At 41.4% G+C, this 14,170-nt stretch carries 12 protein-coding genes and 1 riboswitch; of the genes, 9 read left to right on the top strand and 3 right to left on the bottom strand.

Going from position 1 to position 14,170, the window contains the following annotated elements; translation table 11 throughout:
- The first annotated feature begins 1 nt into the window (after window position 1).
- Both HMPREF2795_RS06160 and tig read left to right on the top strand, forming a co-directional pair.
- The gene (locus tag HMPREF2795_RS06160; RefSeq protein ID WP_049531079.1) at window positions 2-634 is read left to right on the top strand and encodes a response regulator transcription factor; all 633 of its coding nucleotides are present in this window, start codon (window positions 2-4) and stop codon (window positions 632-634) included.
- A 230-nt stretch (window positions 635-864) separates the two neighbouring features.
- The gene (gene tig / locus HMPREF2795_RS06155; protein WP_060955375.1) at window positions 865-2,148 is read left to right on the top strand and encodes a trigger factor; all 1,284 of its coding nucleotides are present in this window, start codon (window positions 865-867) and stop codon (window positions 2,146-2,148) included.
- A gap of 47 nt (window positions 2,149-2,195) precedes the next feature.
- On the opposite strand, the gene HMPREF2795_RS06150 is transcribed toward tig, so the two are convergent.
- The 3 genes from HMPREF2795_RS06150 to rnhC form a co-directional block, all read right to left on the bottom strand.
- On the bottom strand, window positions 2,196-4,562 hold the full coding sequence (locus HMPREF2795_RS06150) for an SF1B family DNA helicase RecD2 (protein ID WP_075228460.1): 2,367 nt from the start codon (window positions 4,560-4,562) through the stop codon (window positions 2,196-2,198).
- A 100-nt stretch (window positions 4,563-4,662) separates the two neighbouring features.
- Complete coding sequence (gene lepB, locus HMPREF2795_RS06145; protein WP_000876252.1) at window positions 4,663-5,277, bottom strand: signal peptidase I; 615 nt, start codon at window positions 5,275-5,277, stop codon at window positions 4,663-4,665.
- Window positions 5,278-5,280: 3 nt separating this feature from the next.
- A complete protein-coding gene (rnhC, locus tag HMPREF2795_RS06140) occupies window positions 5,281-6,162 on the bottom strand; it encodes a ribonuclease HIII (RefSeq protein ID WP_075228459.1) in 882 nt (293 codons plus the stop codon).
- Window positions 6,163-6,248: 86 nt separating this feature from the next.
- On the opposite strand from rnhC, the gene zapA reads away from it, so the two are divergent.
- The 7 genes from zapA to HMPREF2795_RS06105 all read left to right on the top strand — a co-directional run bounded on the left by zapA (window position 6,249) and on the right by HMPREF2795_RS06105 (window position 14,151).
- Window positions 6,249-6,551 carry a cell division protein ZapA gene (gene zapA, locus HMPREF2795_RS06135; RefSeq protein WP_049503020.1) on the top strand — a complete coding sequence of 101 codons (303 nt, stop codon included), beginning with the start codon at window positions 6,249-6,251 and terminating at the stop codon, window positions 6,549-6,551.
- The gene (locus HMPREF2795_RS06130) at window positions 6,548-7,096 is read left to right on the top strand and encodes a CvpA family protein (RefSeq protein ID WP_075228458.1); all 549 of its coding nucleotides are present in this window, start codon (window positions 6,548-6,550) and stop codon (window positions 7,094-7,096) included. Before zapA ends, HMPREF2795_RS06130 begins: the two co-directional genes overlap by 4 nt.
- A gap of 216 nt (window positions 7,097-7,312) precedes the next feature.
- Window positions 7,313-9,649, top strand: a complete 2,337-nt coding sequence (locus HMPREF2795_RS06125; RefSeq protein WP_075228457.1) for an endonuclease MutS2 — start codon at window positions 7,313-7,315, stop codon at window positions 9,647-9,649.
- A 146-nt stretch (window positions 9,650-9,795) separates the two neighbouring features.
- A riboswitch (glycine riboswitch) is annotated at window positions 9,796-9,884 on the top strand.
- A gap of 90 nt (window positions 9,885-9,974) precedes the next feature.
- Complete coding sequence (locus HMPREF2795_RS06120; protein ID WP_075228456.1) at window positions 9,975-11,297, top strand: alanine/glycine:cation symporter family protein; 1,323 nt, start codon at window positions 9,975-9,977, stop codon at window positions 11,295-11,297.
- A gap of 221 nt (window positions 11,298-11,518) precedes the next feature.
- On the top strand, window positions 11,519-12,067 hold the full coding sequence (locus tag HMPREF2795_RS06115) for a carboxymuconolactone decarboxylase family protein (protein WP_045763587.1): 549 nt from the start codon (window positions 11,519-11,521) through the stop codon (window positions 12,065-12,067).
- Window positions 12,068-12,081: 14 nt separating this feature from the next.
- Window positions 12,082-13,146 carry an acyl-CoA dehydrogenase family protein gene (locus HMPREF2795_RS06110; protein ID WP_075228455.1) on the top strand — a complete coding sequence of 355 codons (1,065 nt, stop codon included), beginning with the start codon at window positions 12,082-12,084 and terminating at the stop codon, window positions 13,144-13,146.
- A 108-nt stretch (window positions 13,147-13,254) separates the two neighbouring features.
- Entirely contained in the window at window positions 13,255-14,151 is an 897-nt protein-coding gene (locus HMPREF2795_RS06105; protein WP_075228454.1) for a TDT family transporter, read from the top strand.
- Window positions 14,152-14,170: the final 19 nt, after the last annotated feature.

Raw genomic sequence — 14,170 nt, 5'->3', positions numbered from 1 at the left:
AATGAAACTATTATTAGTAGATGACCACCAAATGGTGCGTCTGGGTTTAAAAAGTTATTTTGAATTACAAGATGATGTAGAGGTTGTAGGAGAAGCAACCAATGGTGCGGAAGGAATTTCTATGGCCTTGGAGCTTCGTCCAGATGTGATTGTCATGGATATTGTCATGCCTGAAGTCAATGGGATTGATGCAACACTAGCTATTCTCAAAGAATGGCCAGAAGCTAAAATATTAATCGTGACCTCTTACCTAGACAATGAAAAAATCATGCCGGTCTTGAATGCTGGAGCTAGAGGTTATATGCTCAAGACGTCCAGTGCAGATGAATTGTTACACGCTGTTCGTAAGGTGGCGGTTGGAGAGCTAGCCATTGAACAAGAGGTAAGTAAGAAGGTAGAGTATAACCGCAATCATATTGAACTACATGAAGATCTGACAGCTCGTGAACGAGATGTCCTTCAACTAATCGCTAAGGGCTATGAAAATCAGCGGATTGCAGATGAATTGTTCATTTCCCTTAAGACAGTGAAAACTCATGTTTCTAATATTCTTGCCAAACTTCAGGTTAGTGACCGCACCCAGGCAGCAGTATATGCCTTTCAGCATCACTTAGTAGGGCATGAGGATTTCTAGAGGAATCTTTTGGAGTGAAATCATAATTCTCTGTTCCAAAGGTAATTTTTTCTTTGAAATAAGTTTTTAATACTTTTTCTTGGTAAATTGGATACATTTAGCCATAAAACAGTGATTTAGAATTAGCAAGTATCTCAAGCAGTACTGAAAACTCGGTTCTGACTTGAAAAAAGTTACTAGTATATGATATAATAGACTGTATTTAAAAAATTTTAAGGAGAAATGACAGAATGTCTGTATCATTTGAAAACAAAGAAACAAACCGTGGTGTCTTGACTTTCACTATCTCTCAAGACCAAATCAAACCAGAATTGGATCGTGTATTTAACTCAGTAAAGAAATCTCTTAATGTTCCTGGTTTCCGTAAAGGTCATCTTCCACGTCCTATCTTCGACCAAAAATTTGGTGAAGAGTCACTTTACCAAGACGTTATGAACGCTCTTTTGCCAAACGCTTATGAAGCAGCTGTAAAAGAAGCTGGTCTTGAAGTAGTTGCACAACCAAAAATTGATGTAACTTCAATGGAAAAAGGTCAAGATTGGGTTATCACTGCTGAAGTTGTTACAAAACCAGAAGTTAAATTGGGTGACTACAAAAACCTTGAAGTATCAGTTGATGTAGAAAAAGAAGTAACAGATGCTGACGTTGAAGAGCGTATCGAACGTGAACGCAACAACTTGGCTGAATTGGTGATCAAAGAAGGTGCTGCTGAAAACGGCGACACTGTTGTGATCGACTTCGTTGGTTCTATCGACGGTGTTGAATTTGACGGTGGAAAAGGTGAAAACTTCTCACTTGGACTTGGTTCAGGTCAATTTATCCCTGGTTTCGAAGATCAATTGGTTGGACACTCAGCTGGTGAAACTGTAGACGTTATCGTAACATTCCCAGAAGATTATCAAGCAGAAGACCTTGCTGGTAAAGAAGCTAAATTCGTGACAACTATCCATGAAGTAAAAGCTAAAGAAGTTCCAGCTCTTGACGATGAGCTTGCAAAAGATATTGATGAAGAAGTTGAAACACTTGGTGAATTGAAAGAAAAATACCGCAACGAATTGGCTGCTGCTAAAGAAGAAGCATACAAGGATGCAGTTGAAGGTGCAGCGATCGATAAAGCAGTTGAAAATGCTGAAATCGTAGAACTTCCAGAAGAAATGATTCACGAAGAAGTTCACCGTTCAGTAAATGAATTCCTTGGAAACTTGCAACGTCAAGGTATCAACCCTGACATGTACTTCCAAATCACTGGAACTACTCAAGAAGACCTTCACAAACAATACGAAGCAGAAGCTGAGTCACGTACGAAGACTAACCTTGTTATCGAAGCAGTTGCGAAAGCTGAAGGATTTGACGCTTCAGAAGAAGAAATCCAAAAAGAAATCGAGCAGTTGGCTGCAGACTACAACATGGAAGTTGCACAAGTACAAAGCTTGCTTTCAGCTGAAATGTTGAAACACGATATCGCAGTGAAAAAAGCTGTTGAATTGATCACAAGCACTGCAACAGTAAAATAATCTTTACAAGATAAAAGCCCACCGGATTCGGTGGGTTTTCTTGTACTTTATTTTCCGAAAAATTCCTGCAGGTCTTCTTGGCTAATCCCAATCATGGCTGGAATATTAGACCAGTTGTCTTCGGTTAGAATATAGGATTGTTCAGTGTCTGTTGAGATGGCAGTATCGGTAGCAAGTTGGTTTGTTTCCTCGGGGTTCTGCATTAGGTCAGCGAAACGTTCAATCAGATAGGTCTTACGAGCTGTTCCGATATGTTGAGTTGCATAGTCAAAGGCCTGTATTTCGCCTAGTAGGATCAGCTTGCTTTTGGCCCGAGTGATAGCAGTGTAGATGAGATTACGCTCTAACATGCGCTTGCTTGCACTGGTGATAGGTAGAATAACGACGGGAAACTCGCTACCCTGAGACTTGTGGATACTCATGGCATAGGCTAAGCGGATCTTGTACCATTCATTTCGAGGATAGGAAACCTCGTTACCATCAAAATCGATGACAATCTCATCCTGCTTGGATTCGGTGTATTTTCCTGGAATCAAGTCTGTGATATAGCCTAAGTCTCCGTTAAAGACATTGACCTCTGCATCGTTGACTAGGTGAATAACCTTATCTCCTGTTCGATAGTGACACTGAGGAGCTTCAAAGCTAAGCTGGTCTTTTTGTGGAGGATTAAGGAGGTCTTGCATGAGCTGGTTGATGGCATCAATACCTGCAGTTCCACGGTACATAGGGGCAAGAACCTGAATGTCGCGAGCAGGGATGCCACTTCTGATAGCAGCACCTAGGATTTTTTCAATGCTAGCAGGGATATGGATACTAGCGATTTCAAAGTAGGAGCGGTCTGCTTTTTTCTGGGTAAAATCTGCAGGTAATATTCCCTGGCGAATCTGACTTGCAAGAGTGACGATGGTAGATTCTTCGCTCTGACGGTAGATTCTTTCCAAACGTGTTTGAGGGATGGTTGGTATCTGGAGTAAATCTGCTAGGACTTGTCCAGGACTGACAGAAGGCAGCTGGTCGCTATCACCCACGATGAGAATTTTACTGTTTGAAGAGATGTTGGAGAAGAGCTGGTTGGCCAGCCAAGTATCTACCATCGAAAACTCGTCAACAATGATAAAGTCAGCATCCAGATAATCTTCCAGATGGCTAGTGTCGTCATCTCCAGTCATACCCAGGTGGCGGTGAATGGTAGCACTAGGTAAGCCTGTCAGCTCATTCATGCGACGGGCTGCGCGACCAGTAGGAGCAGCTAGGAGAATGGGTAGATTGCTCTTTTTCTTGAGATCCAGTCCTTCTAAAAGAGCATAGACAGCGATAATGCCATTGATAACAGTGGTCTTACCAGTACCAGGTCCACCTGTAAGTATAAAGACCTTGTTTTGGATAGCATCGCAGATGGCCTGTTTTTGAATACTATCATACTTAATCCCCAGTTCTTCCTCAACAGTTGTGATATGGTCTTGAATAGTCTCTAGATCCTGTTTTTTACTTTGACCTTTTTCGAGGATTCTGATGAGATGACTACGAATCCCTTCTTCTGCAAAAAAGAGGCTATTATCAAAGATTTTGGTATCAATCTGCTGGACCTTATCTTCTTCAATCAGATAAGCAAGCTCTTGGGCAACTTGACTCGGATCTAGTTCGACTGGACGGGAGGATTCCAGAAGGTTGAGGGTTTGCTCCAACAAGTCCCTAGCTTCCAGATAGGTATCTCCTGTCTCCATGCAACCTTGAAAGAGACTATGGACAAGACCCGCACGGAAGCGCTCAGGAGCTTGGCTTTCAATTCCCAGTTCTTGGGCCAATTGGTCAGCGATGGTAAATCCCAAACCCTTGATATCCTCGACCAGTTGATAGGGATAGTTCTCGACAATCTCTAGCGTTTCTTCCTTGTAAAAGTCTTGGATCTGAAAGGCTAGCTTATTTGGGATGCCGTAATTAGCTAGTTTGGCTAAGACCATCTCTGTTCCGTAATTAAGACGAAGGGTTGAGACAAAGGCTTCACGATTTTTAGCAGAGAGGCCAGAGATAGACTGGAGTTTGTCTGGATTTTCTAAGATTTTGTCAATAGTGTTATCTCCGTAAATATCCACAATTTTCTGGGCTGTTTTGAGTCCAATTCCCTTGAAATGACTGCTGGAGAAATACTTGACCAAGCCCTTACTAGTCGGCTTGGCTCTTTCATAGCGAGTCATTTGTAGTTGTTCACCATATTTGGAGTGTTGGACGATTTGTCCCCAAAAAGTGTATTCCTCTCCTTCAATGATATCAGCCATGGTACCTGTGACAATGATTTCATAATCATCAAAGTCTTCAGCATTGGTATCATCAATATCTAGGAGCAAAATACGGAAAAAATTGCTGACATTTTCAAAAATAATGCGTTCAATGGTGCCTGAAAAATAAACTTCCATAAAATTCCTTACAATAATTTCTGAGAAAATGTATCCCAGATTTAGTCAAAATAGAATGAGAAGAGGCTGAGATGGGAAATTCTCGGCCTCTTCCTAGTTTTTAAAATGTTCCGATACGCTTGAGTGGCCAGAAGCGGAATTTGGCTTCACCAGTGATATCTTTTGCCTTAAAGGTACCAACATGTCGACTGTCGCTAGATACCAGACGGTCATCACCCAGTAGGAGGTATTCTCCTTCTGGAACAGTAAAGGTAAAGCTAGTGTTGTAATTAACATCTAGGGTAAAGGCCTGAGCCTTTTGAGCTAAAGTTCTAAAGTATTCTCCCTTTTTGCCGTCCCAACCAGTTCCAGTATAAGTGCTTTGGAGTTTATCTTCCTTGAAACGCTTAAGGTATTCTGCTAAATAGGGCTCATCAGTTTCTTGACCATTGATATAGAGCTTGTCGCTTTCGTAACGGATAGTATCTCCTGGCATACCAATGACCCGTTTAACGATATCCTTGTTCCCATCGTCTTCATGAGCAACCACAATATCAAAACGATTGATTGGGAGATGTTTAACTACAAAGAGGATTTCTCCATCTGCCAGGGTAGGATCCATAGAATGTCCTTCTACGCGGACATTGCTCCAGAGAAAGAGACGGCTAAGACCTACTAGTGTAATAAGTAGGAAGATAACTCCCCACTCTTTTAAAAATGATTTTAAATATTTCATAATTTACCTTTCTAGCATTTTTTTTGCTTTTTCAGTATTTTTAAAGTGTAGTTTGGCGCAGAAGTTGAGTCCCTGCATACCATAGGCACGAAGGATTTGGCTAGCTACCTTATCAGAAGCCGTTCCAGCCCCACTTGGAAGTTGATAACCAAGTTCTCTACCCAGATTTTCGAGATTTTCTAGAAAGAGATCACGTGCAATGATAGAACTTACTGCGACAGCCAAGTATTTGCCTTCAGCTTTTTCCTCCAGACTGACTGGATTAGAAAAGTGATTAGCTTCATTTTTTAAGTACTTCTCATAGTTTTGAGGACTAGTAAAGGCATCGATCACAATCTTTTCTGGCTGGACTCCCTTTTGGAGGAGGAGAAAAATCGCTTGATTATGCAGAGCTACTTTTACGGAAACGGCATTGTAGCGCTCACCGATGACTTCATTATACTTGCTTGGAGAAAGCAGTAGAGCTTGGTGCTGAATTTTTTCCTTAAGCAGAGGAGCAAGCTGACGAATCTTTTGGTCTGTCAGAGTCTTAGAATCCCCTACACCTAATTTTCGCAGAAAGTCATGCTGGTCAGGAGTCACAAAGGATGCTACTACAGCCAGACCACCAAAGTAGGAACCATTTCCTACTTCGTCAGTTCCAATCATCGGAAAGTTTTGTCCACTAGCTACTGGGCTGATCTGATAACCAAAAAAGCTGGCGTAACGTTCAGCAGCTTCTCCCTGCAAGAGGACTTTCCCAGATGTATAGATGGAAACACTTGCCTGCGGAAGCTTGAAAAAGTAGCGAATATATGGGTTTTTACTTGGAGCGAGGTTTTTTTCATGCTTTTGAACAAAGGCTTGGATTTCCTTTTCGCTCGGAGTTAATGTAATACTTGCCATAACTCTTATTGTACCATAAAAGCCGTAGAATTGGTAAAAACTGACAAACTAAGTGAAATTTGGTATAATATCGTGAGGTGAATTTTATGGCAAATTTAAATCGATACAAGTTTACATTCGGAAAAAAAACATTGACCCTTACAACTGAGCATGACAATCTCTTTATGGAGGAAATTGCCAAGGTCGCAACAGAAAAATATGAAGCAATTAAAGAGCAAATGCCTGGGGCGGATGATGAGACAATCGCTATTTTATTAGCAGTTAATAGCTTGTCAACTCAACTCAGTCGTGAGATTGAATTTGATGATAAGGAACAAGAATTAGACGCCCTCCGTCATCAAGTTGTAGCGACTAAACAAGAACAGAGCAAGATTGAGGATTCCCTATGATTTCCGTCCTTCTCTTATTGGTTCTTGCATGGAGCTTTTATATCGGTTATCGTAGAGGTTTGGTTCTACAGATTTACTATTTTGTAGCAACTGTGATTTCAGCTCTTCTTGCAGGAAATTTTTATCAATCTTTAGGGAAACAATTTGATTTGTTGATTCCATATGCAAGTCCACAGGAAGGGCAGGGAACCTTCTTTTTCCCATCCGATCAACTTTTCCAACTGGACAAGGTCTTTTATGCAGGGATTGGTTACCTCTTAGCCTTTACTATATTTTATTGCATTGGTCGTTTGGTGGGTCTCTTTCTTAATCTTCTACCGACTAAAAAGCTAGAGGGCCAATATTTCCGTATAGGTGCAGGAGTTTTATCAGTGGCCGTGACCTTATTTGTCCTCCAGATGATACTGACCATTCTTGCGACTGTTCCTTTACAAATTGTTCAAAATTCACTTGAAAACAGTTTTGTAGCTAAACATATCATCCAGAGTGTTCCCATCACTAGTCATGTGATTAAACAACTTTGGGTAACCAAAATAATCGGATAAAAGGGCGGGAACAATTCCTAGCCTTTTGTTTACAATTTCCTACTCTTCGGAAATCAAATTCAAACCACGTCAGCTTCGCCTTGCCGTACTCAAGTACAGCCTTCGGGTCGCTTCCTAGTTTGCTCTCTGATTTTCATTGAGTATCAATAGTTTAGGAGCCTTTTTGAAAAGAGTGAGAATTTTAAAAATTATTCGCTCATTACGAAGGAAAAGAAAATGAATAAAAAGATACTAGAAACATTAGAATTTAATAAGGTTAAGGCTTTATTTGAACCTCATCTTTTGACCGAGCAAGGACTAGTGCAGTTGAAAGAACTTGCTCCGACTGATAAAGGAGACAAGATTAAGCAAGCTTTTGCAGAGATGGAAGAAATGCAAGAGCTCTTTGTCGAACATCCTCACTTTAGCATTTCGGGAACAAAAGATATTGCTGCAACCTGCAAACGTTTAGAAATGGGAGCAGATCTCAACATCGAGGAATTCCTCCTTCTAAAGCGTGTCATATTTGCCAGTCGTGAGTTGAAGAATTTCTATGACAATCTTGAAAATGTACGTTTGGATCACCTGGCAAGTTGGTTTGAGAAACTTCATGATTTTCCACATTTACAAGGAAATTTACAAGCCATCAACGAAGCTGGATTTATTGAGAACTTTGCTAGTGAGGACTTGGCACGAATCCGTCGAAAAATCCATGATAGTGAAAGTCAAGTCAGAGATGTCTTGCAAGACCTTCTCAAGCAAAAGTCACAGATGTTGACTGAAGGTATCATCGCAAGTAGAAATGGTCGCCAAGTTCTTCCTGTAAAAAATACCTATCGTAACAAGATTGCTGGGGTCGTTCATGATATCTCTGCTAGTGGTAATACTGTCTATATCGAACCACGTGAAGTAGTCAAGCTAAGTGAAGAAATCGCAAGTCTTCGTGCAGATGAACGCTATGAGATGATGCGCATCCTCCAAGAACTCTCTGAAAGAGTAAGACCTCATGCAGCTGAAATCGCCAATGATGCTTGGATTATTGGACATTTGGATCTCATTCGTGCTAAGGTCCGCTTTATCCAAGATACGGAGGCAGTAGTACCTCAAGTATCTGAGGGACAGGAGATTCAACTTCTTCACGTTCGTCATCCCTTGGTGAAGAATGCTGTTGCCAATGATGTGCATTTTGGTCAGGATCTAACAGCTATTGTCATCACTGGTCCCAATACTGGTGGTAAGACCATCATGCTGAAGACTTTAGGTTTGACGCAGTTGATGGCCCAGTCTGGTCTGCCAATTCTAGCCGATAAGGGCAGTCGAGTAGGGATTTTCGAGGAGATTTTCGCAGATATCGGAGACGAACAATCCATTGAGCAAAGTCTGTCAACCTTCTCTAGTCACATGACTAATATCGTAGATATTCTTGGTAAGGTCAATCAAAACTCGCTCTTGCTTCTTGATGAGCTTGGAGCAGGAACAGATCCCCAAGAAGGTGCAGCCCTTGCCATGTCAATCCTAGAAGACTTGCGCTTGCGTCAGGTCAAGACTATGGCAACCACTCACTATCCTGAACTCAAGGCCTATGGTATTGAAACGACCTATGTTCAAAATGCAAGTATGGAATTTGATACAGCTAGCCTGCGCCCAACCTATCGCTTTATGCAGGGAGTTCCAGGTCGAAGCAATGCCTTTGAGATTGCTAAACGTCTAGGTTTGTCAGATGTTATTGTAGGTGACGCTAGTAAGCAAATTGACCAAGACAACGATGTTAATCGTATCATTGAACAATTGGAAGAGCAGACACTTGAAAGCCGAAAACGTCTTGAAAATATTCGTCAAGTCGAGCAAGAAAACCTCAAGATGAATCGTGCCCTTAAAAAACTTTATAACGAGCTCAATCGTGAGAAGGAAACAGAACTCAATAAGGCGCGTGAGCAAGCTGCTGAGATTGTTGACTTGGCTCTGGCTGAAAGTGACGATATTTTAAAAAATCTTCACAGTAAATCTCAACTGAAACCGCACGAGATTATCGAAGCCAAGGCTAAGCTCAAAAAATTAGCCCCTGAAAAAGTAGACCTTTCTAAAAATAAGGTTCTCCAAAAGGCTAAGAAAAAACGAGCTCCAAAAGTTGGAGATGATATTATCGTTTTAAGCTATGGTCAACGTGGTACCTTGACCAATCAACTCAAGGATGGTCGTTGGGAAGCACAGATTGGCTTGATTAAGATGACGCTTGAAGAAAAAGAGTTTGACTTGGTTCAAGCCCAGAAAGAAGCGCCAGTCAAGAAGAAACAAGTTAACGTCGTTAAACGTGCAGCAGGAAAAGGTCCACAAGCTCGACTAGACCTTCGTGGCAAACGCTACGAGGAGGCTATGGAAGCCTTGGATGCCTTTATAGACCAAGCCCTACTCAACAATATGGCCCAAGTCGACATCATCCATGGTATCGGTACAGGAGTCATCCGTGAAGGGGTAACTAAGTACCTACAAAGAAATAAACAGGTCAAGAGCTTTGGCTATGCACCACAAAATGCAGGCGGATCTGGCGCAACCATTGTAACCTTTAAGGGATAAAGCGAAACGAATGAAAATTATAATAAGATTTTCTGAAAATAATTGACAAGAGCTAAATTTTCTTGTAAAATAAGAAAAAATTAAATACAACACCGAATGAAGTTTAATAGAAGTGGAAAGTCCTTTGATTTTTCATGACTGTAAATGGACGGAACTCTGGAGAGACCGTAAAGGCACCGAAGGGGCAAGGCAGGCAACTGCTCAAACTCTCAGGTAAAAGGACAGAGCAATGATAGAGCGCTTTTTGGCATTTATCGATGCATTCCAGAGTACATGTTTTTAACATGTGCTCTTTCTTTTGGGGTTGAATAGATAGGAGAATGGTATGTTAAATTTGCTAAAAGAGCTAGATGCTCTAGTATGGGGACCACCCCTTTTAATTTTATTGGTTGGTACAGGGATTTACTTGACTCTTCGTTTAGAACTTTTACAAATCCTGCGTCTCCCTAAGGCCTTCCAGCTTATTTTTACCAAGGATAAGGGGCATGGAGATGTATCGAGCTTTGCTGCCTTGTGTACAGCCCTCGCAGCAACTGTTGGTACAGGAAATATTATCGGGGTTGCAACGGCTATCAAGGTTGGTGGACCAGGTGCTCTTTTTTGGATGTGGGTGGCTGCTTTCTTTGGAATGGCAACCAAGTATGCAGAAGGACTACTTGCTATCAAATATCGAACCAAGGATGATCATGGTGCGGTAGCAGGAGGACCGATGCATTATATCCTTCTAGGGATGGGCGAAAAATGGCGCCCTCTTGCAATCTTCTTTGCTGTAGCTGGAGTACTAGTTGCACTTTTGGGAATCGGTACTTTTACCCAAGTGAATTCCATTACAGAATCCGTGCAAAATACGGCTAGTATTGATCCGACAATTACTGCGATTGTTTTATCTATTTTTGTAGGGATTGCGGTCTTTGGTGGACTCAAGTCCATTTCTAAGGTATCAACTACAGTTGTTCCCTTTATGGCTATTATCTATATCTTGGGAACCTTGACAGTCATTTTCTTTAATATCGATAAAGTACCGGCAACACTTTCACTGGTTCTCACATCAGCTTTTAGTCCCATAGCTGCAGTGGGAGGATTTGCAGGAGCTAGTGTTCGGATGGCTATTCAAAATGGTGTGGCGCGTGGTGTCTTCTCAAACGAGTCGGGACTGGGTTCAGCTCCCATTGCGGCTGCGGCAGCTAAGACCAATGAACCGGTGGAGCAAGGTTTGATTTCCATGACAGGAACCTTTATTGATACCTTGATCATCTGTACCCTGACTGGTTTGACAATCTTGGTGACTGGGATTTGGAATGGTAATTTAGACGGGGTTGCCCTTACTCAGTCAGCTTTTTCTACAGTATTTTCTTTCTTTGGACCTGCTCTTCTAACAATCTTCTTGGTACTCTTTGCCTTTACTACGATTTTGGGATGGAACTATTACGGAGAGCGTTGTTTTGAATTTCTCTTTGGCGTTCGCTTTATCTGGCTTTATCGTGTGGTCTTTGTACTCATGGTCTTGCTGGGAGGATTTATCGAGCTGGATATGGTCTGGGTCATTGCGGATATTGTTAATGCCCTCATGGCTCTACCAAACTTGATTGCACTCTTAGCCTTATCACCAGTCGTTATCGCTGAGACGAAGAAGTATTTTGATAAATAAGCTAATCACACATCTGGTGTGATTTTTTTGTTTTCATAAAAATTTTTTATCAGTGCAATTTAAAATATATATTATGCAAGGTATAGATTCTGTGTTAGACTTATTGTCAACGAAAAGCTAATGAGTCATCAATCAAGGCAAGGATTTGTTCAGTAGGCTGATGAGATTTCGTAAGATTTTCGCAGAAACTATTTAATTACAAAATGAAAAGAGGTCCCCTTATGACAACATTTACTATCCATACAGTAGAATCAGCGCCAGCAGAAGTGAAAGAAGTTCTTGAAACGGTACAAAAGGACAACAATGGCTATATCCCAAATCTTATCGGTCTTTTGGCCAATGCCCCTACAGCCCTAGAAGCTTACCGAACTGTTGGAGCTATTAACCGTCGCAATAGTCTAACACCTGTAGAGCGCGAAGTGGTGCAAATCACTGCAGCCGTAACTAATGGTTGCGCCTTTTGCGTCGCTGGTCACACAGCCTTTTCTATCAAGCAAATCCAGATGAACGATGACCTACTTCAAGCCCTTCGCAATCGTACCCCAATCGAAAGCGATCCTAAGCTGGATACCCTAGCTAAGTTTACCTTGGCAGTTATCAATACCAAAGGGCGCGTAGGAGACGAAGCTCTTGGAGAATTCCTTGAAGCAGGCTATACGCAAGAAAATGCCTTAGATGTTGTTCTCGGTGTCAGTCTAGCAAGTCTTTGTAACTATGCTAACAACCTAGCTAACACACCGATTAATCCAGAATTACAACCTTATGCATAAGAGGAGGACAAAGTATGGGATTTTTTTCAGAAGAATTTTTAAGCTGGTTAGACCAGCACGCTGATGAAATTGACAAAAAATCATGTCAAGCTGGAGAAGAACTGATTGAGAAAATTGCTGCAGAAGGGGCCTTTCGTGTAGGGGTTCCCAAAGTTCTTGGAGGGCTAGGTGGAAATGATCAAGATGTTATCGATATCCTTGCTGAACTCGCTCAACATTCCTTAACAGCCTCCTTTATTTCATGGGGGCAACGAACTTTAATAGACAATATTCTTCATACTGATAATGCTTATTTCAAAGAAGTTTACTTGGAAAAACTCTTATCAGGAGAATATGCAGGTGCTACGGCCTTATCTAATGCAGTCAAGTATCTATCTGACTTAGAAGAACTAAATGTTCGAATCCTTGAAGAAAATGGGAATTATTACCTAAAAGGCCGACTTCCTTGGGTGACCAATGCTCGTAGGAATCGCTTCCTCACTATTTTTGTAGCAGGATTTGCAGATGACCCGAGCCAAAGTTACGTAGTAGCCGTACCATCGGACGCAGAAAACTTTAGTCGTTCCGAAGATTTGGAATTTGTTTCTCTCCAAGGAGGAAATACAGCAGCTCTGACTTTTAACAAGGTATCTTTAAAGGAAGAGTGGATTCTATCGAGGGATGCTCATCAATTTTTAGCGCAAAATCGTCCAGCCTTTTTAGGCTACCAATTTGGTTTAGCCTTTGGTTTGGCTGAGCGCTCACTCTCAGAAGTCGAAAAAGAATTGGGGAAAAGAGGTGTCTTGAAGGAAGAATGGCAGCATCAGGTCGAACAGTTAGATGATATTCGACATTCTCTCTATCAAGGACTATCTGAAGAGTCCTATTTCGTTAGAAATCCGCGTGAGCTATTCCAGTTACGAATTGATATTGTTGATGTTGTTGCTCAAAGTCTCTTGTTAGAACTACAAGCTGGTGGCGGTAGAGGATATTTTAGTAAATCGACATCCGGTTTCATACGTCGTTGGAATGAAGGCGCCTTTTTGCCAATTGTTTCTCCTAGTGCAGTGCAATTGCGACATATTCTAGCGACAAACTAACAATAAAGAAAATAAAAACGAGGTTTATCTTTTTAAACTTCGTTTTTTAATACTTCATTTAAGCGCTTTTATGCTATACTGATAATAACATGACTATTGGAGGTTCACATGAAAAAACTCCCCTTGGCCTTTTCAGGGTGCTTATTGGGATTGGCTGGAGCAGGCAATCTCATCCTGGATATTTTTCCACTATTATCGCACGTCTTTAGTTTGTCAGGCTTGATTTTATGGTTTTATTTTTTATACAGTCATCTTAGTGATTGGCAAGAGAGCCAGCAAGAACTTAAGAAAGCTCCTCTATTATCGGGAATGGCGACCTTTCCCATGGCAGGGATGATTTTATCAACCTATTTACTGCGAATCTTACCCACGAGTATGAGTATCATAGCGCAAGCTCTGTGGTGGTTTGCCTTTCTACTGGATGTAGGGTTAATCATCTACTTCACTAAAAATTATGTGCAGACTAAACCAAGAACGAACGCAACGCCAAGTTGGACAGTTCTTTATGTGGGGATAGCAGTAGCAAGCTTGACCTACACAGTGGTGGGTATAGTCGAGATTGCCTATGGCGCTTGGATTTTTGGCTTTACCTTAACCCTTTACCTTTATCCTCTGATTTATCAAGATTTGAAAAGTAATCCATTGCCACGGGCTTTACTGGGGCAAGAAGGAATTTATTGTGCTCCCTTTTCTCTACTGTTAGCAGCACTCGTTCGAATCGGAGGTTCAGCTCTTCATGGCTGGATTTTGCTAGTCATGATACTTGCATCGCAGGCTTTCTTTTTCTTTGTCCTCAGTCGTTTGCCAAGGATTTTAAAACAGGGATTTCAACCAGCTTTTTCAGCCCTAACCTTCCCAACTATCATCACAGCAACTTCATTGAAAATGGCCCAAGGCATTCTGCAGATTCCAGTCCTTAACCTCCTCGTTTGGCTGGAAACTATCATTTGTTTAACAATCCTTATCTATGTATTAGTAGAATATATGCGGTATTTAAGGAACTAAAAAAGCCCCTAGCACTGAG

It is taken from the genome of Streptococcus sp. HMSC056C01, assembly GCF_001811305.1.
Lineage (GTDB): Bacteria > Bacillota > Bacilli > Lactobacillales > Streptococcaceae > Streptococcus.
The sequence above is the reverse complement of the archived record's forward strand: the minus strand, read 5'-3'. Positions and strand labels throughout refer to the sequence as shown.

Coding starts and splice junctions, on each gene's coding strand:
- HMPREF2795_RS06160 (WP_049531079.1), top strand. CDS start 2: ATGAAACTATTATTAGTAGATGACCACCAAATGGTGCGTCTGGGTTTA.
- tig (WP_060955375.1), top strand. CDS start 865: ATGTCTGTATCATTTGAAAACAAAGAAACAAACCGTGGTGTCTTGACT.
- HMPREF2795_RS06150 (WP_075228460.1), bottom strand. CDS start 4,562: ATGGAAGTTTATTTTTCAGGCACCATTGAACGCATTATTTTTGAAAAT.
- lepB (WP_000876252.1), bottom strand. CDS start 5,277: ATGAAATATTTAAAATCATTTTTAAAAGAGTGGGGAGTTATCTTCCTA.
- rnhC (WP_075228459.1), bottom strand. CDS start 6,162: ATGGCAAGTATTACATTAACTCCGAGCGAAAAGGAAATCCAAGCCTTT.
- zapA (WP_049503020.1), top strand. CDS start 6,249: ATGGCAAATTTAAATCGATACAAGTTTACATTCGGAAAAAAAACATTG.
- HMPREF2795_RS06130 (WP_075228458.1), top strand. CDS start 6,548: ATGATTTCCGTCCTTCTCTTATTGGTTCTTGCATGGAGCTTTTATATC.
- HMPREF2795_RS06125 (WP_075228457.1), top strand. CDS start 7,313: ATGAATAAAAAGATACTAGAAACATTAGAATTTAATAAGGTTAAGGCT.
- HMPREF2795_RS06120 (WP_075228456.1), top strand. CDS start 9,975: ATGTTAAATTTGCTAAAAGAGCTAGATGCTCTAGTATGGGGACCACCC.
- HMPREF2795_RS06115 (WP_045763587.1), top strand. CDS start 11,519: ATGACAACATTTACTATCCATACAGTAGAATCAGCGCCAGCAGAAGTG.
- HMPREF2795_RS06110 (WP_075228455.1), top strand. CDS start 12,082: ATGGGATTTTTTTCAGAAGAATTTTTAAGCTGGTTAGACCAGCACGCT.
- HMPREF2795_RS06105 (WP_075228454.1), top strand. CDS start 13,255: ATGAAAAAACTCCCCTTGGCCTTTTCAGGGTGCTTATTGGGATTGGCT.